The sequence below is a fragment of the Collinsella aerofaciens genome, assembly GCF_025289055.1.
GTDB lineage: Bacteria > Actinomycetota > Coriobacteriia > Coriobacteriales > Coriobacteriaceae > Collinsella.
Genome location: NZ_JAESIQ010000020.1, coordinates 29,516 through 53,671 on the forward strand (window position 1 = coordinate 29,516; position 24,156 = coordinate 53,671).

The 24,156-nt window shown below is 61.7% G+C and carries 20 protein-coding genes and 1 pseudogene; 13 read left to right on the plus strand and 8 right to left on the minus strand.

Translation table 11 applies throughout. The features are described 5' to 3' along the window. Positions 1-147 precede the first annotated feature (147 nt). On the minus strand, positions 148-468 hold the full coding sequence (gene trxA / locus JMJ97_RS07065) for a thioredoxin (protein ID WP_022093990.1): 321 nt from the start codon (positions 466-468) through the stop codon (positions 148-150). A gap of 136 nt (positions 469-604) precedes the next feature. Here trxA and JMJ97_RS07070 point away from each other — a divergent pair, with 136 nt between their 5' ends. Continuing rightward, positions 605-1,180, plus strand: coding sequence for a hypothetical protein (locus JMJ97_RS07070; RefSeq protein WP_260699689.1), 576 nt, complete (start codon positions 605-607; stop codon positions 1,178-1,180). 64 nt (positions 1,181-1,244) lie between these two features. Here JMJ97_RS07070 and JMJ97_RS07075 read toward each other — a convergent pair whose 3' ends face one another. Together JMJ97_RS07075 and JMJ97_RS07080 are read right to left on the minus strand one after the other, a co-directional pair. Next, entirely contained in the window at positions 1,245-2,522 is a 1,278-nt protein-coding gene (locus JMJ97_RS07075) for a sensor histidine kinase (RefSeq protein ID WP_260699690.1), read from the minus strand. Then, the gene (locus JMJ97_RS07080) at positions 2,522-3,244 is read right to left on the minus strand and encodes a LytR/AlgR family response regulator transcription factor (protein WP_260699691.1); all 723 of its coding nucleotides are present in this window, start codon (positions 3,242-3,244) and stop codon (positions 2,522-2,524) included. The genes JMJ97_RS07075 and JMJ97_RS07080 overlap by 1 nt, the downstream gene beginning before the upstream one ends. Positions 3,245-3,536: 292 nt before the next feature. Here JMJ97_RS07080 and nadA point away from each other — a divergent pair, with 292 nt between their 5' ends. Genes nadA through JMJ97_RS07100 form a run of 4 tightly spaced genes read left to right on the plus strand, consistent with a single transcriptional unit; the run spans position 3,537 to position 7,404 of the window. Beyond that, a complete protein-coding gene (nadA, locus tag JMJ97_RS07085; RefSeq protein ID WP_117583639.1) occupies positions 3,537-4,562 on the plus strand; it encodes a quinolinate synthase NadA in 1,026 nt (341 codons plus the stop codon). A gap of 56 nt (positions 4,563-4,618) precedes the next feature. Then, complete coding sequence (locus tag JMJ97_RS07090) at positions 4,619-5,995, plus strand: L-aspartate oxidase (protein ID WP_260699692.1); 1,377 nt, start codon at positions 4,619-4,621, stop codon at positions 5,993-5,995. Between the two features lie 3 nt (positions 5,996-5,998). Then, positions 5,999-6,859, plus strand: a complete 861-nt coding sequence (nadC, locus tag JMJ97_RS07095) for a carboxylating nicotinate-nucleotide diphosphorylase (RefSeq protein WP_260699693.1) — start codon at positions 5,999-6,001, stop codon at positions 6,857-6,859. Next, positions 6,859-7,404: a transcription repressor NadR gene (locus JMJ97_RS07100; RefSeq protein ID WP_260699694.1), complete on the plus strand. Its 546-nt coding sequence runs from the start codon at positions 6,859-6,861 to the stop codon at positions 7,402-7,404. Before nadC ends, JMJ97_RS07100 begins: the two co-directional genes overlap by 1 nt. Positions 7,405-7,496: 92 nt before the next feature. On the opposite strand, the gene JMJ97_RS07105 is transcribed toward JMJ97_RS07100, so the two are convergent. Then, on the minus strand, positions 7,497-7,748 hold the full coding sequence (locus tag JMJ97_RS07105) for an indolepyruvate ferredoxin oxidoreductase subunit alpha (protein WP_158564522.1): 252 nt from the start codon (positions 7,746-7,748) through the stop codon (positions 7,497-7,499). A gap of 591 nt (positions 7,749-8,339) precedes the next feature. Between JMJ97_RS07105 and dnaK the strand changes: the two genes are divergently transcribed. The 5 genes from dnaK to JMJ97_RS07130 all read left to right on the plus strand — a co-directional run bounded on the left by dnaK (position 8,340) and on the right by JMJ97_RS07130 (position 15,324). Further along, a complete protein-coding gene (dnaK, locus tag JMJ97_RS07110; protein ID WP_006235214.1) occupies positions 8,340-10,232 on the plus strand; it encodes a molecular chaperone DnaK in 1,893 nt (630 codons plus the stop codon). Positions 10,233-10,234: 2 nt separating this feature from the next. Continuing rightward, entirely contained in the window at positions 10,235-11,077 is an 843-nt protein-coding gene (locus JMJ97_RS07115; RefSeq protein WP_260699696.1) for a nucleotide exchange factor GrpE, read from the plus strand. A 107-nt stretch (positions 11,078-11,184) separates the two neighbouring features. Then, a complete protein-coding gene (locus JMJ97_RS07120) occupies positions 11,185-12,150 on the plus strand; it encodes a DnaJ C-terminal domain-containing protein (RefSeq protein ID WP_035136622.1) in 966 nt (321 codons plus the stop codon). Between the two features lie 72 nt (positions 12,151-12,222). Then, positions 12,223-12,639, plus strand: coding sequence for a heat shock protein transcriptional repressor HspR (locus JMJ97_RS07125; RefSeq protein ID WP_260699697.1), 417 nt, complete (start codon positions 12,223-12,225; stop codon positions 12,637-12,639). A 384-nt stretch (positions 12,640-13,023) separates the two neighbouring features. Continuing rightward, positions 13,024-15,324, plus strand: a complete 2,301-nt coding sequence (locus tag JMJ97_RS07130; RefSeq protein ID WP_260699698.1) for a hydratase — start codon at positions 13,024-13,026, stop codon at positions 15,322-15,324. 168 nt (positions 15,325-15,492) lie between these two features. Here JMJ97_RS07130 and JMJ97_RS07135 read toward each other — a convergent pair whose 3' ends face one another. Next, positions 15,493-16,140, minus strand: a complete 648-nt coding sequence (locus tag JMJ97_RS07135; protein ID WP_260699699.1) for a hypothetical protein — start codon at positions 16,138-16,140, stop codon at positions 15,493-15,495. 885 nt (positions 16,141-17,025) lie between these two features. On the opposite strand from JMJ97_RS07135, the gene clpB reads away from it, so the two are divergent. Continuing rightward, on the plus strand, positions 17,026-19,653 hold the full coding sequence (gene clpB, locus JMJ97_RS07140) for an ATP-dependent chaperone ClpB (protein WP_138375308.1): 2,628 nt from the start codon (positions 17,026-17,028) through the stop codon (positions 19,651-19,653). 130 nt (positions 19,654-19,783) lie between these two features. Then, positions 19,784-19,978, plus strand: a complete 195-nt coding sequence (locus tag JMJ97_RS07145) for a hypothetical protein (protein WP_226812464.1) — start codon at positions 19,784-19,786, stop codon at positions 19,976-19,978. 117 nt (positions 19,979-20,095) lie between these two features. On the opposite strand, the gene JMJ97_RS07150 is transcribed toward JMJ97_RS07145, so the two are convergent. From JMJ97_RS07150 to JMJ97_RS07160, 3 genes are all read right to left on the minus strand, one after another. Continuing rightward, positions 20,096-21,598: a hypothetical protein gene (locus JMJ97_RS07150; protein ID WP_260699700.1), complete on the minus strand. Its 1,503-nt coding sequence runs from the start codon at positions 21,596-21,598 to the stop codon at positions 20,096-20,098. 232 nt (positions 21,599-21,830) lie between these two features. Further along, a complete protein-coding gene (locus tag JMJ97_RS07155) occupies positions 21,831-22,838 on the minus strand; it encodes a DUF5692 family protein (RefSeq protein ID WP_260699701.1) in 1,008 nt (335 codons plus the stop codon). Positions 22,839-22,901: 63 nt separating this feature from the next. After that, positions 22,902-23,564, minus strand: coding sequence for a TetR/AcrR family transcriptional regulator (locus JMJ97_RS07160; RefSeq protein ID WP_260699702.1), 663 nt, complete (start codon positions 23,562-23,564; stop codon positions 22,902-22,904). A 189-nt stretch (positions 23,565-23,753) separates the two neighbouring features. Between JMJ97_RS07160 and JMJ97_RS07165 the strand changes: the two are divergent. Continuing rightward, positions 23,754-24,156: pseudogene (locus JMJ97_RS07165) on the plus strand (FAD-dependent oxidoreductase); the annotation flags it as partial.

Sequence of the window (24,156 nt, forward strand, 5' to 3'; positions counted from 1 at the left end):
GAAAACGGGTACGAGTCTGTGCGACCCGCACCCGTTCACTGGGGGCTGTTTGTGACTACCATACTATCCGTGGTTGCACTCGGTGCATCCAGAAGTCCGGCGAGCGGTGCAAAAGCGCTCATAGACGGCGGGTAAGTAACAAGCGTATTACAGATGCTTTTCCAGCAGCGCCTGCAGCCTCGCCTTGGGCAGAGCGCCAACTGAGCGGTCAATCTCCTCGCCGTTCTTAAACACAATCAGCGTGGGGATGCTCATGACGCCATACTTCATGGCCAGGTCCTGGTTGTCGTCGACGTTGCATTTGGCAACGGCAAGCTTGCCCGCCAGCTCATCGGCAACCTCGTCAACGATGGGCGAGAGGGATCGACAGGGCCCGCACCACGGTGCCCAAAAATCGACCAGCACGGGCAGGCTGTCGTTAACGATGGAATCGAAGTTCTCGGGGGTAATCTGATTAATGTCAGCCATGGTGACCTCCATAATGCGACGCGGCTCGGCCGCGTAAAACTCAGTACGACCGTGCTTATACCCAGCCGCCCGCAAAGCAACCACTCGCGGGCGGCTCTTTTATATAATGGTGGGCACGCAAACGATTGGAGAGCGCATGCCCACGTCACAAAGCCAGAAAAAAGAAGCCATCGCCCAGGCGACCGAGCAGGAGCTCGCATCGCTCGCGGGTCGTGGCGTGCGTATCGCGGGCAACGCGTGCTCGCCGATCGTGCTGGTCAAAGGCGATCTGGACGAGGCCGAGCGTTCGGGTGGCGAGCTTGCCGCCGGCCCGGATGGCGCGGCGTTGCGCAAGGCGCTTGGGGCCATCGGCTACGCGCCCGAGGATTTTTGCGTGCTGGCAAGCGTCGCCGGCGTGGGTGATGGGACGGTCGCGGTGGGCGAGACTCTGCCGTGCGAGCTGTTCCGTGAGGCGCTTGAGGCTTTGGACCCCGAGGCGGTGCTGCTGCTCGACAACAACGCGGCTGACGCCATGCGCGAGACCTACGCCGATATGCTCGTGGCGATCGATGACTTCGACACCGCCATGCTCAAGCCCGGCCTGGTCGCCCATGTGCAGGGCCGCCGCGTGCTCGCGCTCGATGGCTTTGAGGCGGCGCTGACCGACAAAGCGGCCAAGCAGCGCATGTGGGCCTACATCAAGCAGCTGACCCCGGCGGCCGCTCCGCTGTAGCGGATTGGCGCCGGTGAGCGATTGCCTGGCGGGCAAGACACGCCGCGAGATCGGCGCCGCACTTCTACATCACAGCGCGCAGCTCAAACCGATCGCCGTTAATGCGGAACTGACAGTTGCCGTTCATGCGCTCCACGGCAAGTTTGATGCTCTTGGTGCCAAAGCCGTGGCCCGCATGCCGGGTCACGGGCATGCCGTCGACCATGCGCGGCGCGCGGTCAAACGTGTTGGAAACTAACAGCAGCAGCTGGCCGTCCTCTAATCGCAGGTCAAAGTCGACGAATCGCTTTCCCTGGGGCGCGGCGCTCGCGGCGGTGATAGCGTTTTCCAAGGCATTTGAGAGCACGCTAAACAGGTCGGCGTCACCTACGTGGATGGTTTCGGGTACGGCGGCGCGCAGGTTGGCGGTAATGCCGTTTCTATTGATATCCGAGTTAAATGACGAAAGCGCGATGTTTACGGTCTCGTTGGCGCAGAAGCGGCGTACGGCGGTGCGATCGCCGGCTTCGCAGAGTTCATCGATGCGTTTGAGCGCCTCGTCGGTGTGGCCCTCCTCAATTAAAGCGGCCAGGCCGCGTAGGAAGTGGCGCATATCGTGGCGAAGAATCGACAGCTCGCGCCCAGATTGACGCCAATCCTCGAGCTCTTTGATGGCGGCGCTGTCGCGGGTTTCGAGCATCCAGCGCTCTCGCTCGGCGGTTTCCTTTTCTTCGTATTCGCGCAGGTAAACGGCAAGAAACATAAGATAGAAGGCACAGAGCGCAAATGCCAAAAACTCAACCGTTACCACCGAGCCCGAGTGGAACAGCGTGGTGTAGACGTTGGTGGCATAGTCAAAGACGTAATAGACGAGCGGCAGGATTAAAAGGATGCCCAGCTCGGTGGTGCTTTTAATCGCCAAGCGTGGACCGATGTCGCCGGCCCAATGCAACAGGACGGCAAAGACGGCGAGTGTGGTCGCGATGCGCGCCAGATAGTACGCGATCTGCGAATCGGTTGCGGCAAAGGCGGCGATGCCCATCCAATTGCTGAACTGGCAGCTCAGATAAGCACTCGTAATGCCGAGCGCGGCAAGCAGCGGGCTCAGGCGGTAGCGCGCACACAGGTAGACGATAAGCGGCAGGTGCACGGCAAGTGGATAAACCTGTCGGGCAAATAGTTCGCCGCCAACGACATTGGCGATCGAAAAGGCAGCGCCGGTCACGATGCCGACCAACACCAGTTCAAGCGCATGACGCCGGTTGATCTCGACACCGCACAGCGCCGCCGAGGCAAAGACGCCAAAGAGCAGCGTCGTGGCGTGGTGGATTGCCCAAAGGACCATTTCGACCGAGGAGACCATCAGTGTCTCCCACCCTCAAAGCGCACCGCAAAGTAGGCGTCTTGGAATCCCTGCTTGCAACTGCGCGAAAGCGGGATGCACGCGCCCGAGCGCATGACGATGTCCGTGCGGTCAAAGTGATCGATATTGCGCAGGTTGACCTGGTAGCTGCGGTGGCATTTAAAGAAGACTGCGTTTTGCTCCAAGCGGTCCTCGACGCTGCGGAACGACTCGAGTGCCTCGATATCGCGTCCGTCGCGCAGGTGGAAGACCACGTGCTTGTTGCGCGCCTCGGCATATTCGATGTCGGACAGGCGCAGGGCGTGGTAGCCAAAGGAAGTTTTGATCACGAGCTCGTCGGTTGCCGCCGGGCGCATGCTCGAAAGCTCGTCGAGTAACTGCGCCAGGCGTTCGTAAGTCACGGGCTTGAGCAGATAGTCGAAGGCGCGGACCTCGTAGGATTCCAGTGCGAACTCGGGCGACGAGGTGAGGAACACCAGGCGCACGGCGGTGTCGGCCTGGCGCAGTTCGCGTGCGGTGTCCACGCCGTTGACGAGCGGCATGATCATGTCGAGCAGAATGATGTCGGCGCGCGATGCGGCATGGCGGGCCAGCAGGTCCTCGCCGCGTGTGACGAGCGCAACATCGACCGCCGTGCCCGTCTCGGTCGACCAACGGTCGATCATCCGGTGCAGTCTATCTAGAAAAGCGACATCATCGTCGCAGGCAATAATCTTGAGCATTCGGCCCCCTTAAGTAGTTCGATTTTGCCACATCGGGTACGCGCCGCTTGCGGGGGTGCGGACCGTTTGCGCCCCACGGCGTGCAACTCGCGCCAAGCGGTATTGCGGTGGCGAAAGATGCCTCCTGCGCCATCGAGAGCTCAGCTATCCTCAGCTTGCCAGTTCGAATATGGACCTGCCACATGATTGAATCTTTATTTCAACTTTACACCTAGGTTTACAGCTGTCTTGTCAGCTGTAAACCTAGGTGTCATACTAAAGCCCCAAGATTCGCCAAAAGAGAGGGGCCTTGATGGCACAGAGCGCGAACATGGATGCGTCGGAGCTTGCACGCGATATCGCGGCCGGCTTGGCATCGGCAACGACGGCAACGGAGCGTGCGGCACTGGTGCCCGCAGAGCTCGTCGAGGCCATTCAGCAACTAAAAACCCAACGTGACGCGGTGATCCTGGCGCACTATTACGTGGCGCCCGAGGTCCAAGCCGTTGCCGATTACGTCGGCGATAGCTTCTACCTGGCAAAGCTCGCCAAGAGCCTGCCGCAGCAGACCATCGTGTTGTGCGGCGTGGAGTTTATGGGCGAGAGCGCCAAGCTGCTCAATCCCACTAAGACCGTGCTGCTGCCCGAGCCGGGCGCAGACTGTCCCATGGCGCACATGGTCAAGCGCGAGACGGTTGACGCGGCGCGCGCCGAGTACGGTGACGACCTGGCCGTGGTGTGCTACGTCAACTCCACGGTCGAGATCAAGAGCTGGAGCGACGTGTGCGTCACCAGTTCCAACGCCGTTAAGATCGTGTCCGAGCTGCCGCAGCAGCATATCCTGTTCATTCCCGACCAAAACCTGGGACGCTTCGTAGCCGAGCAGGTGCCGCAAAAGCACGTCATCCTCAACAACGGCTACTGCCCACGCCATCACATCATCACCGTCGAGCAGATCGTCGACGCGACGGAGGCCCACCCCGACGCGCTCGTGCTGGCGCATCCTGAGTGCAAGGCCGACGTTCTGGCCGAGGCCGACTACATCGGCTCCACCGCCGGCATCATCAAGTATGCCGAGGAGTCCGACGCGAGCGAGTTCATTATCGTGACGGTCCGCGGCGTGCTCTACGAGCTCGAGCGCCGCTGCCAGGGCACCGGCAAGAAGTTCTATTTCCCCGCGGTGCAGCCCACCTGCGTCAACATGGACCTCATCACGCTCGAAAAGCTCGTGCGCTGCCTGGAGACGGGCGAGGGCGAGGTGCAGATTGGCGTGTCGGACGAGGCTGCCGACCAGGCCAAGCTCACGCTCGACCGTATGCTCGAGTACGCAGCACGCTAGAACAATGTGGCATGAGGGACGGCCCCTTATGCCACATTACAAGGGAGAGGATTCCTGTGGAAACCAAACAATACCCCGACATGGAGTGCGACGTCGTCGTTGCCGGCTGCGGCGTGGCGGGCCTGTATGCGGCCCTCAATCTGCCGACGAGCACGCGCGTGATTATGCTCTCCAAGGGCGCGGTCGACGAGTGCGATTCGATGCTCGCGCAGGGCGGCATTTGCGTGCTGCCCGAAGGCTCGGACTACGATGCCTTCTTTGAGGACACCATGCACGCCGGCCACTACGAGAACCGCCGCGAGAGCGTCGACATCATGATCCGCTCGAGCCGCTCGGTCATCAACGACCTGCTAGCGATGGGCGTGGATTTTGAGCGCAAGGCCGACGGCAGCCTCGACTTTACCCGCGAGGGCGCGCACAGCCGTCCGCGCATTGCCTTCCATGCCGACATTACGGGCAAGGAGATCACGACTAAGCTGCTCCAGGCCGTTCGCAAGCTGGATAACGTGCAGATTTTGGAGCACGTGGCCATGACCGACATCCTGACGGGCGAGCGTGACGGCGCCACGGTGTGCACCGGCGTCGTCGCCGTTCCCGTGGACGAGGACAACTCGGTTCGTCCCGCCGACGAGCTGGCAAACGCCGCCGAGGGCGTGCATGTCGGCGAGCCGTTTAAGATCCATGCCCGCCACACGCTGTGGGCGACGGGCGGTATCGGCGGCGTATACGACCATTCGACCAACTACCCGCAGCTCACGGGCGATGCCTGCTACATCGCTCAGGAGCATGGCATTAAGATGGAGCACCTGGACTACGTGCAGATCCATCCCACGGGTCTGTTCTCGCCGCAGCCGGGTCGCACGTTCCTGATCAGCGAGAGCTGCCGCGGCGAGGGCGCGATTTTGCTCAACGCCGCCGGCGAGCGCTTTACCGACGAGCTTCAGCCGCGCGATGTGGTCGCCGCCGCTATTCGCGAGCAGATGAAGCAGGACGGCACCGAGCACGAGTGGCTGAGCTTTGCCCCCGTCGAGCGCGACGTGGTGACCGGGCACTTTGCCAATATCCGCGCGCGCTGCCTGGAGGACGGCCGCGACATCTTGGACGAGCCCATCCCCGTTACGCCCACGCAGCACTACTTTATGGGCGGCGTGTGGGTCGACAAGGACGGCCGCACCTCGATGCCCGAGCTCTACGCCGCCGGCGAGACGGCCTGCAACGGCGTTCACGGCAAGAATCGCCTGGCTTCCAACAGCCTGCTCGAGGCGCTGGTCTGGGGTCGTCGCGCCGCGTGGTATATGCGTACCGGCGAGTCACTGGCCGTGGAGCAGGCAGGCGATCCCGCGCTCGATGGCCGTCATCGCGCCCTGAGTGCCGACACCCTGGCAATCGATGATTTGGCCCGTGCCGCCGGCACGCAGGCCGTGGAGGAGTAGACCATGAATCCCATTACCATGAAGCTCGTCGTCGATGATCTGATTCTGCAGGCTCTGCGCGAGGACATTACGTTTGAGGACGTGAGCACGGCGAGCGTGTGCCCCACGGCGCGTCCCGCCACGGTGGAGCTTATCGCCAAGGCCGATGGCATCATCGCGGGCCTGGATGTGTTCGCCCGCACCTTTGAGCTGCTGGATTCGCAGAGCTCGGTGCTGCTCGACGTTGCCGATGGCGACGAGGTGCACGCCGGCGACCATGTGGGTCAGGTGCGCGGCGATGCGCGCGTGTTGCTTTCGGGCGAGCGCGTGGCGCTCAACTACCTGCAGCGCATGAGCGGCATCGCTACCTACACGCACAGCATGGCCGCGGCGCTCGAGGGAACCAAGACCGTGCTCGTCGACACGCGCAAGACCACGCCGGGCATGCGCGTCTTCGAGAAGGCCGCGGTCGAGATCGGCGGCGGCAGCAACCACCGTTACAACCTGTCGACGGCCGTCATGCTCAAGGACAACCACATCGATGCCGCCGGTGGCGTGACGCGTGCGATCGAGATGGCGCGCGCCCATGCATCGTTTACCGCGACGGTCGAGATTGAGTGCGAGAACCTGGACATGGTACGCGAGGCCGTGGAGGCCGGCGCCGATATCATCATGTTCGACAACATGACCCATGACGACATGGCCGCCGCCATAGAGCTTATCGCCGGTCGCGCCAAGACCGAGTGCTCGGGCAACGTGGACGCCGACAATATTCGCTCCCTGGCTGATCTGGGCGTCGACTACATTAGCTCGGGGGCGTTGACGCACTCTGCGCCGATTCTCGACCTCTCGCTTAAGCACCTGCGTCTGCTGGACGGTAAATAATGGACGCCCGCGAGCGTCGCCGTGCCATCATGGGCGTGCTCGAGCGAGCCAAGGGCCCCGTCTCCGGCAGCGCACTTGCCCGCGAGGTGGGTGTGAGCCGCCAGGTCGTGGTGCAGGACATCGCCCTGCTGCGTGCCGATGGGCACGATATCGTGGCGACCAACCGTGGTTATGTGCTGCAGGAGGCCCCCAGCAGCCCCGCCGTGCCCACGCGTCTTGTTAAGGTGCGCCACAGCGTGGAGCAGGCGGGCGACGAACTTACGAGTATCGTCGACGCGGGTGGCGCCGTGCTTAACGTGATCGTCAACCATCGTGTGTACGGCAAGATCACGGCCGACCTGGACATCCGCAATCGTCGCGATGTTGAGCGCTACCTGCACGATATCGAGAGCGGCAAGAGTTTCCCGCTACTAACGGTGACGAGCGGCTATCACTTCCATCGCATCGCGGCGGAGGACGAGCAAACCCTCGACGAGATCGAGGCGATGCTCAAGGAGAAAGGCTACTTGGCGGACCTAATGCCCTACGAAGACGATCTGTCCTAGTAACGACGAATGCAAAAGGAGGCCTCCGCGGCGATGCGGAGGCCTCCTTTTTTGTGCACGGTGTACTTTTGAGTGTGCAAGTGGGGGAGTTGTTACTCCTCGACGATCTCGGTGATCGCGCCAGCGGGGCAAGCGTCCTGGCAAGCGCCACAGGCGACGCAGGAGTCCTCGTCAGCGACGGTAGCGACGTCCTGGAGCTCCAGAACGCCAGCGGGGCAGGAGTCGACGCAAACGCCACAAGCGATGCACTCGTCGGCATCAATTACGGGATGAGCCATGGTAGTTTCCTCTCTGTTGACCGACGCTACAGGCGATGCGCGCCGGTTTGATTCGGGCAAAAACATACCACGGGAGCGACCGTTTGCAATACCCTCTGACCGGCATCTTCATACCGTTCGCCGAGTATGCCAAGGTTTACTAAAAAATGCGCAGGTGGGGCCGTTGAGCTGCGCAAATGTTAGCTAAAGGTGACTTGAAATATTGAGCTATTGAGCGCGCCTGCGGAAAGGGCATCCCGTTATTTGGTCGAAAACCGGGTCGCAGTTTCCGGTTGGGCCCGCTAGCGGAAACTGCGACCCGGTATCAGCTCTCAAAACGGGATGCGGTTTCCGGTTGAGCCTTCAGACGGAAACCGCGGCCCGGAATCCACGCTCAAAACGGGACGAGCTTTCCGCAAGGCAGCCCCAGGCACCCTCGGACCCAAGCCTCAGCCATCTCTACATAGATCTCGATAGATTTGCCTAGAACTCAAACAGCGCATCTACCTGCGCATTTAAGAACCTAAACTCTTGGCAATAAGAAATCTTATATGAATTGACTTAGATTTTGTATATTCCGGCCCATAAGGGGATACACTACATCCTGAAAGACAAGCCGAAACACCGCGCGGCAGACCGCCGAGTCGGTGCAAACGCACAAGAGAGAGGGAATTTCTAATGGGCAAGATTCTTGGTATCGACCTTGGTACTACTAACTCCGCAATGGCCGTTCTCGAGGGCGGTTCTCCGACCATTATCGTGAACGCCGAGGGCGACCGCACCACCCCGTCCGTCGTGGGCTTCCGTGCCGACGGCGACCGCGTCGTGGGTAAGGCCGCTAAGAACCAGGCTGTCACCAACCCCAAGAACACCGTGTTCTCCATCAAGCGCTTCATGGGCCGCAAGTACTCCGAGTGCACCTCCGAGATCAAGACCGTGCCGTATGAGGTCAAGGAGGGTCAGGGTGGCCGTGCCGTCGTCGACATCGAGGGCAAGGATTACACCGCCGAGCAGGTGAGCGCCATGACGCTCGCAAAGATGAAGGCCGACGCCGAGAAGTATCTGGGCGAGACCGTCACCGACGCCGTCATCACCGTCCCGGCCTACTTCAACGACGCCCAGCGTCAGGCCACCAAAGACGCCGGTAAGATCGCCGGCCTCAACGTCAAGCGTATCGTCAACGAGCCGACCGCTGCTGCTCTGGCCTATGGCCTGGACAAGCAGGGCACCGACCAGCGCATCCTGGTCTTCGACCTGGGTGGCGGCACCTTTGACGTCTCCATCCTCGACCTCGCCGACGGCGTGTTTGAGGTTCTGTCCACCTCGGGCGACAACCACCTGGGCGGCGACGACTGGGATCAGCGCGTCATCGATTGGATGGCCGATAAGTTCCAGCAGGAGAACGGTGTCGACCTGCGTCAGGACCCCATGGCCCTGCAGCGTCTGAAGGAGGCCGCCGAGAACGCCAAGAAGGAGCTCTCCGCCGCCCAGCAGACCACCATCAACCTGCCGTTCATTACCATGAACCAGTCCGGCCCGCTGCACCTCAACTACACGCTGACCCGCGCCGAGTTCGAGAAGATCACCCGCGACCTGCTCGAGCGCTGCAAGCAGCCTGTCACCAACGCCCTGCGCGACGCCAAGCTTAAGCTCTCCGATCTGACCGAGGTCATCCTCGTCGGCGGCTCCACCCGTATGCCCGCTGTCCAGGAGCTCGTCAAGACCATGACCGGCAAGCAGCCCAACATGTCCGTGAACCCCGACGAGGTCGTTGCCGACGGCGCTGCCGTTCAGGGCGGCGTGCTCACCGGCGACGTCGAGGGCATCCTGCTGCTCGACGTTACCCCGCTGTCGCTGGGCGTCGAGACCATGGGCGGCATCATGACCAAGATGATTGACCGCAACACCACGATCCCGACCTCCAAGACCGAGGTCTACTCCACCGCTGCCGACAACCAGACCAGCGTCGAGATCAACGTGCTCCAGGGCGAGCGCGAGCTTGCCCGCGACAACAAGTCGCTCGGTAAGTTCCAGCTGACCGGCATCCCGGCTGCCCGCCGCGGCGTGCCGCAGATCGAGGTTACCTTCGACATCGACGCCAACGGCATCGTCAAGGTCTCCGCTAAGGACAAGGGCACCGGCAAGGAGCAGCAGATCACCATCTCCGGCTCCACCGCGCTTTCCGACGACGAAGTCGATCGCATGGTCAAGGACGCCGAGGCTCATGCCGAGGAGGACAAGAAGCAGAAGGAAGAGGTCGAGGTCCGCAACCAGACCGACAGCCTGTGCTACTCCACCGAGCAGACCCTCAACGAGCTGGGCGACAAGGTTTCCGCCGACGTGAAGTCCAAGGCCGAGGCCGCTATCGCCGACGCCAAGAAGGCGCTCGAGGGCTCTGACGTCGAGGCCATCAAGGCCGCCGGCGAGTCCCTGCAGTCTGTGGCCTACGAGCTGGCTCAGGTTGTCTACGCCGACGCTCAGCAGCAGACCGACGGTGCCGCCGGCGCCCAGCCTGCCGACGATGACGTCGTCGACGCCGACTACGAGGTTGTGGACGACGAGGACAAGTAATCATGTCCGCTCGTAAAGCTCGCACGGAGGCGGCTGCCGCTGGCGCCGCCCCCGTTGACTCTGAGGAGAAGGACGTGAAGATTCCCGTAGAGGCCGCAGACGATACCGAGGCCAACGAGGCCGAGGCCGCCGAGGCTGCCGAGAACCAGGTAGAGGATTCCAACAAGGAGGCGACGATGACCGAGGACGAGATGGTGGAAGCTGCTATCCGCGCCGGTGAGGAAGCCGCCGACAACGACTTTAAGCTCAAGTTCGAGCAGGCTCAGAAAGAGCTTGCCGACGTGCGCAATGAGCTCGATGCTGCGGCAGAGGCTCAGAAGGCCGCCGAGGACAAGGCAAAGGACGCCACCGAGCGCACCGCCCGTCTGCAGGCCGACTGGGAGAACTTCCGTCGCCGCACCGCCAACGAGCGCATCGCCGAGCGCGAGCGCGCGACCGAGAAGCTCGTCACCGCGCTGTTGCCGGTGATCGACGATATCGAGCGCGCAATCGACCATGCCCGCAGCCAAGAGCTTTCCGACGACTTTAAGCAGTTCGTCGATGGCGTTGACGCGGTACATGCCAAGCTGCTCGACGTGTTTGCGCATGAGGGCGTTGAGCCCATCGACCCCAAGGGCGAGGCGTTCGATCCGCTCGAGCACCAGGCTGTGGGTCGCGTCGAGGACGCGTCGCAGTACGATGAGACCGTCAACGACGTGTACCAGAAGGGCTACCGCATGGCGGATCGCATCCTGCGTTCCGCGATGGTGACGGTGACCTACGGCGGCGAGAAACGCCCCGCACCGGAGCCCGGAGCGGCGCCCGAGGATGCTGCGGCCGATACGGCCGAGAGCACCGAGGAGTAATTGAGAAGGGCCCCGGGGCAACACCCGGGGCCCTTTCTGGCCTAGTGCCATATGAAAGCATGAGCCGCCGCCCGCTGGGCGGCGGATGAAACAGGAGAGGAGCTACGATGGCTGCAGGCAAAACCTTCTATGACATCCTGGGCGTATCCAAGAGCGCCTCCGACAAAGAGATCAAGAGCGCGTTTCGCAAGCTCGCGCAAAAATATCACCCCGATGCCGGCGGCGACGAGGCCAAGTTCAAGGAGATCAGCGAGGCCTACGAGACGCTTTCGGACGAGAAGAAGCGCAAAGAGTACGACCAGATGCTCATGTTTGGCGGCATGCCGGGCGCGGGCGGCGCGTATGGCGGCGGCTACGGTGCCGGCGCGGGTGCCAGCGGCTGGGGCGACATCTTCGACAGCATCTTTAGCGGCAACGGCGCCTGGGGCAGCGATTGGGGCTCGGGCTTTGCCGGGGCTGCGGGCGCTGCCGGTGCCGGCGCGGGTCGCAGCCGTGCTCGCAAGGGCGGCGACCTGTCGCTGACCGTCGATGTGACGGCCGAGGACGCGTTTCGCGGCGTGACGCACAAGGTCACCTATCGCATTCCCTCGACAGGCGAGCAGCAGACCATTACGGTCTCGGTGCCCGCGGGCGCGGTCGACGGCGGCAAGCTACGCTACAAGCGTCGCGGCGAGTATGGCGTTGCCGGCGGCGAGCGCGGCGACCTGGTCGTGACCACGCATGTGGAGGAGCACCCGCTGTTTAAGCGCAAGGGTGCCGATGTGACCATGGAGGTGCCGATCTCGGTCTACGAGGCGGCGCTCGGCTGCACGGTGGACGTGCCGACGCCCGGCGGGGCGACGGTTCGTCTGAAGGTGCCCGCTGGCACCCAGACGGGCAAGAAGTTCCGCTTTAAGGAGATGGGTGCGCCCGACGTTAAGCACCGTGGCCGCACAGGCGCGCTGCTCGTCGAAATCAAGGTACAGGTCCCCACGAACCTGTCCGATGACGAGCGCGATGCTATGACCAAGCTGCGCGAGGCCGACACGCGCGATTATCGCGAGAAGGTCAACCGTTACAAGGCGACGTACTAGGGCGGTCGTGGCGCACACCCGCGCCCGCGGGCTTATGATGGACGATAACGAGACGGAAAGGGGTCAGGTAGCATGGCCGAGGACAATAGGAACAAACCGCTGTACATGATCAGCGTGGCGGCCGAGCTGACCGGCATGCATCCGCAGACTCTGCGCGTCTACGAATCCAAGGGCCTGGTGAACCCCCAGCGCTCGGGCGGCAACACGCGCCTGTATTCGCATGCCGATATCGAGCGCCTGGAGCTCATCAACCAGCTGACCGACGAGGGCATCAACCTTGCCGGCGTGGTGCGCATCCTCGATATGAAGGAGCGTGCCGAGGAGCGCGAGCGCGAGAACGAAAAGCTCCGCGCCCGCGTGCGCCAGCTCGAGGACGAGCTGCACGAGTACAAGATGCAGAAGAAGATCACCGCCCTGGCCCCGCGCGACGGCTCAGTTAACCCCGAGCAAGTCATGCGCAAGCTTTTGGGCGCCGGAGGGGATCTCTAGGTTACGCCGTTCTGCCGAACGGCGTAACGGCTCGACGCTGCGCGACGTCCAGAGCGACAATTTGTCATTCAAAAGGCGAGGCATGACCAGAAGGTCAATGCCTCGCCTTTTTCATGCCAACTTGTTCGCTCTGGACGTCGCTCGCTGTCCGTCCTCTACCTGCGGCGTTGCCGGAGTAGGGTAGTTTGGCACTTGGGGACGTTCCTTTTGTGCCGGCACTTTGGGACACTCCTTGTCAGAAGAGTGATGCAAGGTGCTCGTCCTTTACTTTACTGAGATAAAGTGAACGTGTAGATTCGTAACCCACTCGCAACCGTTCTGTGGCACGATATTGAACGAATGTATGCTATGCGCCCAAATCTTTTGGGCAGAGTGGGAGACAGTATGGTCAAGCTGTACGAGGACGGCATCTACCTGCGCGGCGGCAGCGAGGTTGTGCCTGCGGCCGAGGCCGCCGAGCGCGGTATTACGCAGACGCCCGAGGATGCCAAGCGTGGCACCATCGCGTATTCGATCCTCCAGGCACACAACACGTCCGGCGACCCCGAGGCGCTCAAGATTCGCTTCGATGCCATGGCGAGCCATGACATCACCTTTGTCGGCATCATCCAGACGGCGCGCGCCTCGGGCATGGAGCAGTTCCCGCTGCCTTACGTGCTCACCAACTGCCATAACTCGCTGTGCGCCGTGGGCGGCACCATCAACGAGGACGACCACGTCTTTGGCCTTTCCGCGGCCAAGAAGTACGGCGGCATTTTCGTCCCGCCGCACATCGCCGTCATCCACTCCTTTATGCGTGAGAACTTCGCCGGTTGCGGCAAGATGATCTTGGGTTCCGACTCGCACACCCGCTACGGCGCCCTGGGCACCATGGCCGTGGGCGAGGGCGGCGGCGAGTTGGCCAAACAGCTGCTGCGCGACACCTACGACGTTGCCTATCCCGGCGTCGTCGCCATCTACCTCACGGGCGCCCCACGCCCCGGCGTCGGTCCGCACGATGTGGCGCTCGCCATCATCCGCGCCGTCTTTGCCAAGGGCTACGTCAAGAACAAGGTCATGGAGTTTGTGGGCCCCGGCATCGCGAGTATGACGACCGACTACCGCAACGGCGTCGACGTCATGACTACCGAGACCACCTGCCTTTCCTCCATTTGGGCAACTGACGAGGACACACACGCGTTTTTGACCATGCACGGCCGCGGCGACGACTACCGCGAGCTCAAGCCCGCCGATGTTGCCTACTACGACGGTTGCGTCGAGGTCGACCTGTCGAGCATTAAGCCCATGATCGCGCTGCCGTTCCATCCTTCCAATGGCTTTGAGATCGACGAGCTCAACGAGAACCTCGAGGACATCCTGCACGAGGTGGAGCTCGAGGCCGCCAAGATCGGCGAGGGCAAGACACACTTTAGCCTGCTCGACAAGATCGTCGACGGCAAGCTGCACGTGCAGCAGGGCGTTATCGCCGGCTGCTCGGGCGGCAACTACGACTCCGTGGTCCAGGCTGCCCGCGTGCTCAAGGGCGCCAACACCGGCTGCGGCGAGTTTTCGCTGTCGGTCTATCCCACAAGCCAGCCCGTGGCGCTCGAGCTCACGCGCCGTGGCTACATCTACGACCTTATGGAGGCCGGTGCGATCGTGCGCACGGCGTTCTGCGGCCCGTGCTTCGGTGCCGGCGACACGCCCGCCAACAACGGCCTTTCGATCCGCCACACCACGCGCAACTTCCCCAACCGCGAGGGTTCCAAGCCGGGTAATGGCCAGCTGAGCGCCGTGGCCCTGATGGACGCCCGCTCCATTGCGGCGACGGCTGCCAACGGCGGCATCCTGACGCCGGCGACCGACCTGCCCGAGGAGACTTGGGACGAGGCCTGCGAGTACACCTTTGACGATGCGCCGTACAAGAAGCGCGTGTACTGGGGCTTTGGCAAGGCGGAGCCTGCCGACGAGCTGGTCGAGGGTCCCAACATCAAGCCGTGGCCCGCGATGGAGCCCCTCGGCGACGACATCCTGCTTAAGGTGTGCTCCAAGATCATGGACCCGGTCACCACGACCGACGAGCTTATTCCTTCGGGCGAGACGAGTTCCTTCCGCTCCAACCCGCTGGGTCTGGCCGAGTTTACGCTCAGCCGTCGCGATCCGGCCTACGTGGGTCGTTCCAAGGAGGTCGACGCCGTGGAGAAGCGCCGCGTGGCCGGTGAGGCCGCAGGCGACCTGGCGGCAATCGATGCCGAGCTTGCCAGCGTGTTTGAGGCGCTGGCCGGTGCGGGCGTCGCGGCAGACGCCAAGGCGACCGAGTACGGCTCCATGCTCTATGCCAAAAAGCCCGGTGACGGTTCTGCCCGCGAGCAGGCCGCGAGCTGCCAGCGCGTGATTGGCGGTCTGGCCAACATCGTCCACGAGTACGCCACTAAGCGCTATCGCTCCAACGTGATGAATTGGGGCATGGTGCCCTTCCAGATGGAGGCCGAGCCCAACTTTGAGGTGGGCGACTACGTCTTTGTGCCGGGTATACGCGACGCGCTCGATGGCGACCTAAAGGACATCGCCGCCTACGTGGTGCGCGCCGACGGCACGGTCGAGCAGATTGAGCTCTACATTGCCGATATGACGGCAGAGGAGCGTGCCATCGTCAAGGCCGGCTGCCTGATCAACTACAACAAGTTTAAGGCCGCTGCCGAGTAACGCACTTAATTGTCCGCCCGGGGCCACACCTTTCCCTCGTGCTCACGCGCTTCGCGAGGGTCGCCCGAGGGAAAGGTGTGGCCGGGGCTACCGCGACGTTCTCGTTGGGTCTTGAGGGGCGCTAATAATTGACCGGGACCACCACAAAGTTGCCTGCCCGGCGGGACCTTATTTCGATGGGGTCCAGGTTATTTCATCGTCAAATAGCCAAGTGCGTGACGAGCCACTGTTGCGCGCTGTCTGCGGATCGGGCTCGCAAGTTTGTTCGTAGGCATCTTCGGTACACCGATCCATAAAATCGACGACTGCCGTCTGGTCGCCCTCCATGACGTAGATTACGTCGCCATCCGAGATATAGACCCCCGGTCCTTCATTGTCCACGTAGCCGGGGTCGTATGAGACGTTGCACAATCTGCTCCCGTTTGCCGCATCGAGCTCAAGGGTCGAATAATACCCGCCAACCATTTGGCCATTCTTGGCTCGATATATTGCGGCGCCGTACCATCGCTTAAACGTCTTGCCTTTGAGTAAACTGGTTGCCTTGCCGATAAGCTGCTCATCTTGGGTATAGCGCGTGGCTCCAAGTTCGATTCGGGGATAGTTACTGACCCCAAGCGCTGCGGGCGTACCGTCGAAATCGACGGTGATTGAATCGGGTTTGATGATATCGGTGAGGATTTCGATGGGGTAGCTTACGGTTTCAACCGCCGCCTGCGTTGCCGAGGCAGGGAGAAATGCGAGATAGATAATGCCCACGCCGACTGCGGTAATTGCAAACGCTAAGACGAGCAGGCCGATATAGGTGGAGCGTTTCACGGCGGGTACCTCGCAAACAGTATGCATTCATAAAGATAAGTGATACCAGCTTACGACAATATTCAAAAGAAAGCGATCGGTCGAAATGACGGGGCGAAAATGCCCTATTGGGCTTCGATTTGACCTCTAATAGGAATATTTGTCCCACTCATTCTGGGCGAGAGGTCAATAATTGAGTCCACGAGTCTTGAGCGATACTATTCTCACTAAACTCACTATTATCACAGTAAGCACTATAAATACGATAGGGAGGACAACGAGAACGTTGTGACGTGCGATAGCTAAGCCGTTTAAGCCGGACTCTGACCTTGAATCTCCGCCTCTATCTGTGCGAACGGGCTATTGTCGGTTCTCGATTCCATCGCTGCGTTCTCGTTGGGTCTTGGGATCGCCAAACGTAGACTGGGCTTGATGCCTCCTCTTTTAATCGGGGCTGATTCTTCTCTGGACCACCACAAAGGGGACAGGCGCCTTTGTGGTGGTCCTTGGTTTGTCTCGACTTGTAACATCTTGGCCGCTAAAAGTGGGCCTGGTGTTACAGATTTAGATTTTCGACTCAGGTGTCTTCGTTCGTCTCGATTTGTAACAGATAGAGCCCTATTTGCCGACTAGATGTTACAGATTGAGACAAACGGGCGCCGCTGAACAATTCGTCTCGATCTATAACATCTGGAGCCGGAAACGGTCGATAGATGTTACAGATCGAGATAGTTAGGGGACGAGGCCGCAGTGGGTGAGCGTGCCTGCCCCTATCTCTTAATCACTCAGAAAATCTTATATATAGAGACTTAGATTTGTGTATAAGATCGTACAAAGCTGGCAACAATACTTCTCGAACAACGTGAAGCCGCCCCGTAGGGCGGCCACCCCAAGAGAGGTGATTCCATGAGAATCGATAAGCTAGCAATGACGTCGCGCGAGGCGCTGCAGACCGCCATGAGCACGGCTGCCGATGCGCAGGCCGGCGCGGTGGAGCCGATTCATCTGCTGTCTGCCCTGCTCGGTGCCGGCGAGCGCAATATCTCCGTGATCATCGAGCGCATCGGTGCCGACCCGGCTCAGCTCGCACGCTCCACACAGGATGCCATCGACCACGCGCCCAAGGTTTCGGGCGAGGGCCAGCAGATGGGCCTGTCCAACGAGCTCGTCCGCGTCATCGAAAAGGCCGAGAAGAAGGCCACCAAGATGGGCGACAGCTTTGTGGTGACTGAGCATCTGCTGATGGCGCTTGCCGAGGACAAGGGCGAGGCGGGCCGCGTGCTGCGCGACGCCGGCGTCACCAAGGAGCGCATCGAGCAAGTCTACGAGGAGCTGCGTGGCGATGACCGCGTGACGTCTGCCGAGGACAAGACTCAGTTTGAGGCACTGGAGCAGTACGGTCGCAACATCTGCGATCTGGCCCGCGCCGGCAAGCTCGACCCGGTCATCGGCCGTACCGATGAGATTCGCCGCACCATCCAGGTCCTGTCCCGTCGCACCAAGAACAACCCCGTGCTCATCGGTGAGCCGGGCGTCGGCAAGACGGCCATCGTCGAGGGCATCGCCCAGCGTATCGTGGCCGGCGACGTGCCGAGCACCCTGCGCGACCGCGACCTTATCGAGCTCGACATGAGCGCGCTGGTCGCCGGCGCCAAGTACCGCGGCGAGTTCGAGGACCGCTTGAAGGCCGTGCTCAAGGAAGTGCAAAAGTCCGAGGGCAAGGTCATCCTGTTCATCGATGAGCTCCACACCATCGTGGGCGCGGGTGCCACCGAGGGCTCCATGGACGCCGGCAACATCCTCAAGCCGGCGCTCGCCCGTGGCGACCTGCACGCGATCGGCGCGACCACGCTCGACGAATACCGCAAGTACATCGAGAAGGACGCGGCGCTCGCCCGTCGTTTCCAGACCGTTATGGTGAGCGAGCCTACCGTCGAGGACACCATTTCGATCCTGCGTGGTCTGAAGGAGAAGTACGAGATCTTCCACGGTGTGCATATCACCGATAGCGCGCTCGTGGCAGCTGCCGACCTCTCCGATCGCTACATCGCCGACCGCTTCCTGCCCGACAAGGCCATCGATTTGGTCGATGAGGCGGCAAGCCGCCTGCGCATGGAACTCGACAGCATGCCGGTCGAGATCGACGCCACCACGCGTCAGCTCACCCAGCTGCAGATCGAGGAGCAGGCGCTCATGAAGGAGACCGACGACGCCTCCAAGGAGCGCCTGGAAGCCCTGCGCCAGGAAATCGCCGAGGTCCAGGAAAAACTCAACGTGCAAAAGGCCGGCTGGCTCAACCAAAAGAACGCCATCGACCACGTGCAGGAGCTCAAGGGACAGCTCGACGAGGCCAAGAGCGAAGAGGAGCGCGCGACGCGCAACGGCGATTTGGGCCGTGCGTCCGAGCTGCGCTACTCCGTGATTCCGGGTCTGCAGCAGCAGATTCAGGATTCCGAGGCTGCGCTCGAGGCACAAAAGCAGCAGGACGGCGAGGGCCTCAACGAACAGGTGACCTCTGATGAGATCGCCGAGGTCGTGAGTGCCTGGACCGGCGTGCCCGTGTCCAAGATGATGCAGGGCGAGCTCGACAAGCTGAAGGGCTTGGAGGGCGAGCTGCACAAGCGCGTCATCGGCCAGGACGAGGCGGTCTCCGCTGTCGCCGCGGCCGTGCGTCGCAGCCGTGCGGGCCTCTCCGATCCGGACAAGCCCATCGGCAGCTTCTTCTTCCTGGGCCCCACCGGCGTGGGCAAGACCGAGCTCGCCAAGGCGCTGGCCGAGTGCCTGTTCGATGACGAGCGTGCGCTCGTGCGTATCGACATGTCCGAGTACATGGAGAAGTTCAGCGTCCAGCGTCTGATCGGTGCGCCCCCGGGATACGTGGGCTACGACGAGGGCGGCCAGCTCACCGAGGCCGTGCGCCGTCGTCCGTACTCCGTGATCTTGCTCGACGAGATGGAGAAGGCTCATCCGGATGTCTTTAACGTGCTGCTGCAGGTGCTCGACGACGGCCGCCTGACCGATGGCCAGGGTCGCCAGGTGTCCTTCAAGAACACGATCATCATCATGACGTCTAACGTGGGCTCCAAGGCTATCGCTGAGCTTTCCGGCAAGGACGAGGAGGAGATGCGCCATCAGGTCGACGCGGCCATGGCTCAGACCTTCCGCCCCGAGTTTCTCAACCGTATCGACGATATCGTGGTGTTCCATCCGCTCGGCATGGCGCAGATCGAGAAGATCGTCGACATCCAGCTCGCCGACGTCCGCGCGCGTCTGGCCAAGGAGCGCATGACGCTTGCCATCACCCCGGCGGCCAAGCAGATGCTCGCCGTGGGCGGCTTGGACCCGGTCTTTGGCGCCCGTCCGCTCAAGCGTCTGGTTCAGCGCGAGGTCGTGGATGCCATCGCCGCCGCTATCATCGATGGCACGGTGCGTGAGGGCGATCAGGTGACGGTCGATGTCGACAAGGACGGCGGCTTTACCGTCGTGTGCGACAACACGCCGGCGGCCACCTACGAGGTCCCCGACGCCGAGTAGGTTTTGGGCCATGCCTTAAAATCTGCCTTTTGAGCCGAACGCCAAGGGCGGCGGATCCGATTGGGTCCGCCGCCCTTTTTCGTGCGACAATCGATAATGTTGAACGGATGCGATGCAAGGAGCTATGCAGATGAAAGACGAGATTAAGACAAGTGCGCCGGCGACCGATGCCGCACCCGCCGCACCCAAGCCTGTGCCTAAGCCGGCACCCAAGCCGCGCGACCCCTACATCCGTGCCGAGAACGAGGACGACGACGGCTACGATCCCTACAGCGATCGCCGCCCCGAGCGCGAGCCAATGTTCGAAGCCGACCCCTGGCGCTGAGTGCCACCAAAAAGGCCACCAAAAAGTTGCGGTGAAATAGGGACTGTTTTGCGGTTTGACCGGCAAAAACAATCCCTATTTCACCGCAACTGCGTTGGGCGGCTGTCTTCGGGCCGGCTAGTCCTGGGCTTTGATACTCGGCAGGAGAATCTGGGCGAGGTAGTCGGTCTCGAGTTTGGTCGCGGCGTCGGCCTTGCCGTCTTTACCCACCAGGTCGTTCTTGATCTGGCTATACGTATAGCGGTTGCCGGTCGTAAGCTCGACAAGCTCAATGGCCGTGTCCATGGGGTAAGTTGACACGGGGTTCTGCGTCCGTCCGTTGATGGTCTGGGGCACCACGTACGGATAGACGGGGCCGCTGGCGTAGACGGTATAACCGTTGCCTAGATTGGCCGCACCCAAAACCGTATCGCCTTCATCGGGCGTAAAGCTCTCGCCCTCGCGCACCGCGACGAGCGTCACGAGCGGCGTATTGGCGTCGTCGCCCAGATAGATGCATAGCGTGCTTCCGTTTTGCCAAGTTGCGACCTTGCCGTACCACTCGACGGGAATATCGAGCTGGTAGAGGTCGGTTGCCTTGTGGCGAGCGTCAGCATCACGGGACGCCTGTGCCTTTTGCGCGCTCACGGCATTGACGGCGGCGTCGCGCCGCGCGGTTGCTGCCTGCTGGAGCACTTTGGCAGCCGCGGCGGAGCTCGCACCGCCCTCCTCGGCATACTTGGCGGCGGCATCGATCTGGTCGTCAGTCACCGTGTCGGCCGAAGGCACCTTGAGCTTAAAGGTGGCCTGGGCACTTAAATCCTGTCCATCGCTCTTAACGGTGACCTGCGTCTTGGTGGTCGGGACGGTATAGATGGTGCCGTCGGCCGCGATGGGGGAGGCAGCGATGGAGAGCGTGTAATCGCCGGGCAGTAGTTTGATGCCGCGGCCGTGCTCGTCAACATAGAGCGTTTCGCTCACAGAAGAGCCGTCGGAGTCCTGGCCACTCACCTGCACGGGGATCTTTGAGCCAGTGGAACAGTCGAGGCCCGTGGCATGCACGCCAATCTGCACTGACATCATCGTGTGGGCATTGGCGGCGACAGTGGCAGCCTGCTCTTGCTGATATCCGTTCCAGGCAGCATAGCCTGCGCCGCCGGCGACGAGCGCGACGGCCACAACGCCGGCAACCATCAGGTTGCGGCGCTTGGGCGACATCTTGCGATGACGAACCTCGGCCTCGCGTGCCGAAGGAACGGACGGTAGGGGAATATCGCCCATGGCGATGGTCTCGTCCACGGCAGGAGCGGAGCCCAGGCCGGGAAGCTCGCGGGTCAGCGAATCTTCGGCCGGCAAGCTGCCGAGCAAGATGGTTTCCTCGCTCGTGTCGGATTCGGGCTGGTCGTCGGCCTCGCATTCGGATTCCTCGTGCCCCGCCTCGTCTTCGGTGGGCGCGGCGCCATCGTCTTTTGCATCCTGATCATCGGGCTGCGCCTCGATTTCCGGCTCATCCCGCACATCAACGCTCGAATCGTCAAACGCAATCTCGGTCAGCGCGATCTGGTCTAGGCTCTCCAGGGCCTCGGCACACGCTTCTGCATCTTGGGCCGCATCCTCTTGGCCCATCGTCTCATCTTTCATATATCCCCCAAGCTCAATATCGGGACAACACTGTACCCAAAAATGGAGCCATATAAAGCGCGTGCGAAATATAAGATCCGATTTAACTCGAGCGCATCGTTCGGCCGCATCCTCGCGGCAGCAAAAGGCCCCCGGAAAGCGGACGAATCGCTTTCCGGGGGCATGCAATACGTTGCATTGCGCGGAGTCGGCCAGGCGGCTTCACGTTCAAGCGGCGTTTGCACCGGGTATGTTACTCGGCGTGCGCGTAATCAACCCTGGCGCGGCGAGCAGTAGCCTTCTCCCAATCGCTGGTGCCCTCAAAGACATCCTGCTTGTAGGGATTGCGGCCGAGCTTCTTGGCGCGGTAGGCGATGTAGATGATCGCGGCGACGTTGGCGACCAGTGCGGCGACCGAGACCGCGGTGGCGGCGCCGGGGTCGAGCGTGGAGTGGGTCACAAAGATGGACTCCTCCTGGAAGTACGGGAACACCTGGGCAAACATGCACCAAATGGCCAGCGTGAAGGCACGGTTCTGGATCCAGCCGCCCTTGTTCCAGATAAAGGCGGCGACGGTGGGCGCCAGCAGCAGCGCAAAGCCGCAGAACCAGGAGTGGGTGGGCAGGCAGTTGTAGGTGTAGCAGAAGTTCCAGATATCGTAGGCGATGATGTAGACCCAGGTCATGTCGGGCCACAGCATGTCGGTTTGATCCTCGGAGGCGTAGACGCTCCACCAACCGGTCATGCAGAAGATGTTGATGATACCGGCGATGCCGTTGAACACGTTGTTCCAGCCGGCCAGCTGCGTAGCACCTTCGGAGGTGACCCAGGTGGACTCGCCCAGGACAAAGAAGTGGTAGGCGCTCTCGAAGTCGGACACGACGGCGATCATGATGTTGATGGCGACGATCACAAACGGCCACGCACGGAACCAATGCGCCTTGCCGATCTTTCCCCACTGGTACTTAATGGCAATGAAGCCCCAGCAACCGGCCAGCGCAGCGTATACCTTGGCGTAGTGGAACCAGCTGTTCTGGTACACATGGGTGGGGTTGGTGAGCGCCCACTCGGCACCCTGCGAAACGCCGATGGCGATGGCGACGCAGTAGATGGTCATGGCCAGCGGAGCCACGCCAAAGATGATGGCCGCGCCCAGCTTAGTGCGGCGGCCGACCTCGTTGAGCACGATGAGGCCAATAAAGACCATGGCCCAGCCGGCCCAGTGGATAAGGGTATCGCTACCCCAAACATCGAACAGCATGCTGCTCTCCTTTCACACGCCCGCGGCCCCTCTTCCGATCGCGGGCAGTTTGGCCAAATGTCGTCAGTTCTGGGGCTTGCGCTCCGGATACTTGGCGGTATAGCCCTCGATGTGGAGTGTTGAGGCGATGATTTCCTTGACCGTCTCGTCGGGCACATCGGGGTGCGTGCGGATATACATCAATAGCCCCATGATGAGGGTGTAGAACGTCTCGTAGACATGGTCGATGCGTAGCTCATGATGGGCGACAAAATCCACCACGGTGGTGTCGCAAATGTATTGCGCCACGCGCTGAACCACGTTGTGCAGAAAGCCGCCATAGAGCGCGCCGCTGCTCGAGGTGAGCGTGCTCGGCAGCTCATGGCCGCTGGCGACCAGGCGCTTAAAGAGCGGGGCGACGGTGTCGAGTGCGCCCTCGATATCACCGACGGTGCGGTCGGCGTTCCACCGCTCGAGTTCGGAGATAAAGCCGTCGATCGCCTCGTCCATAACAGAGGTGACGGCGGCGTCCATGTCGGCGAAGTAATGGTAGAACAATGAACGCGTGCAGCCGGCTCGCTTGGTCACGGCCGATACCGATAGGTGGGACACGCCCAGCTCGGAGCTTACGGTGCGCACGGCATCGAGGATCTCGCGACGGCGTTCGTCGCCCGTCAGGCGCTTTGCCGCGCTATCGGATGCGGGGACGGCATCGACCACAGAGGTACCTGCTGTGTTGTTGCCCATGTTTTGCCGCCTTTCATCCTCTTTTGCCTGACCGTTCGCCTAACAGTCTTGAATATTGTTGACGGTTCGTCAATACTATTTTTGACACAATGTCAACAATGGCGGGTGAACGGCATGGGGCATGCCCGGCCTGCAAAAAAAAGAGGGGCGCTGCGGCCTCGTCGGGCTGTGGCAAGAGAAGGGACAACCATGATTCTCAACGGACCGGGGATTAGCTACACCGAGCCCGACATCGGTTCGGAGTTCGTGCCGCCGCTGCCGGAGCATCCGCGCGAGGCCATCGTCAAGCTGTGCGAGCACTGCACCAACCGTCTGCTGCATCGCGACGAGCTGTTGGGCTACGAGTACTGGTCGTTTGCCGAGGCCGCGACCGACGAGCAGGCCGAAGTGCTCTGCAAGATGAAGATGCGCCGTCCCTATACGCTGCCCGAGATGGCCAAGCTCACCGGCATGCCCGAGACCCAGATCGAGAAGATGCTCGACGACATGAGCTACACGGGTCTGCTCGAGTACAACTGGGAAAACCCCGAGCGCGCCATGAACTGCCTCCCATTTCTTGGACATGAGAAATGGGAGGCTTTTTATGCGTGTC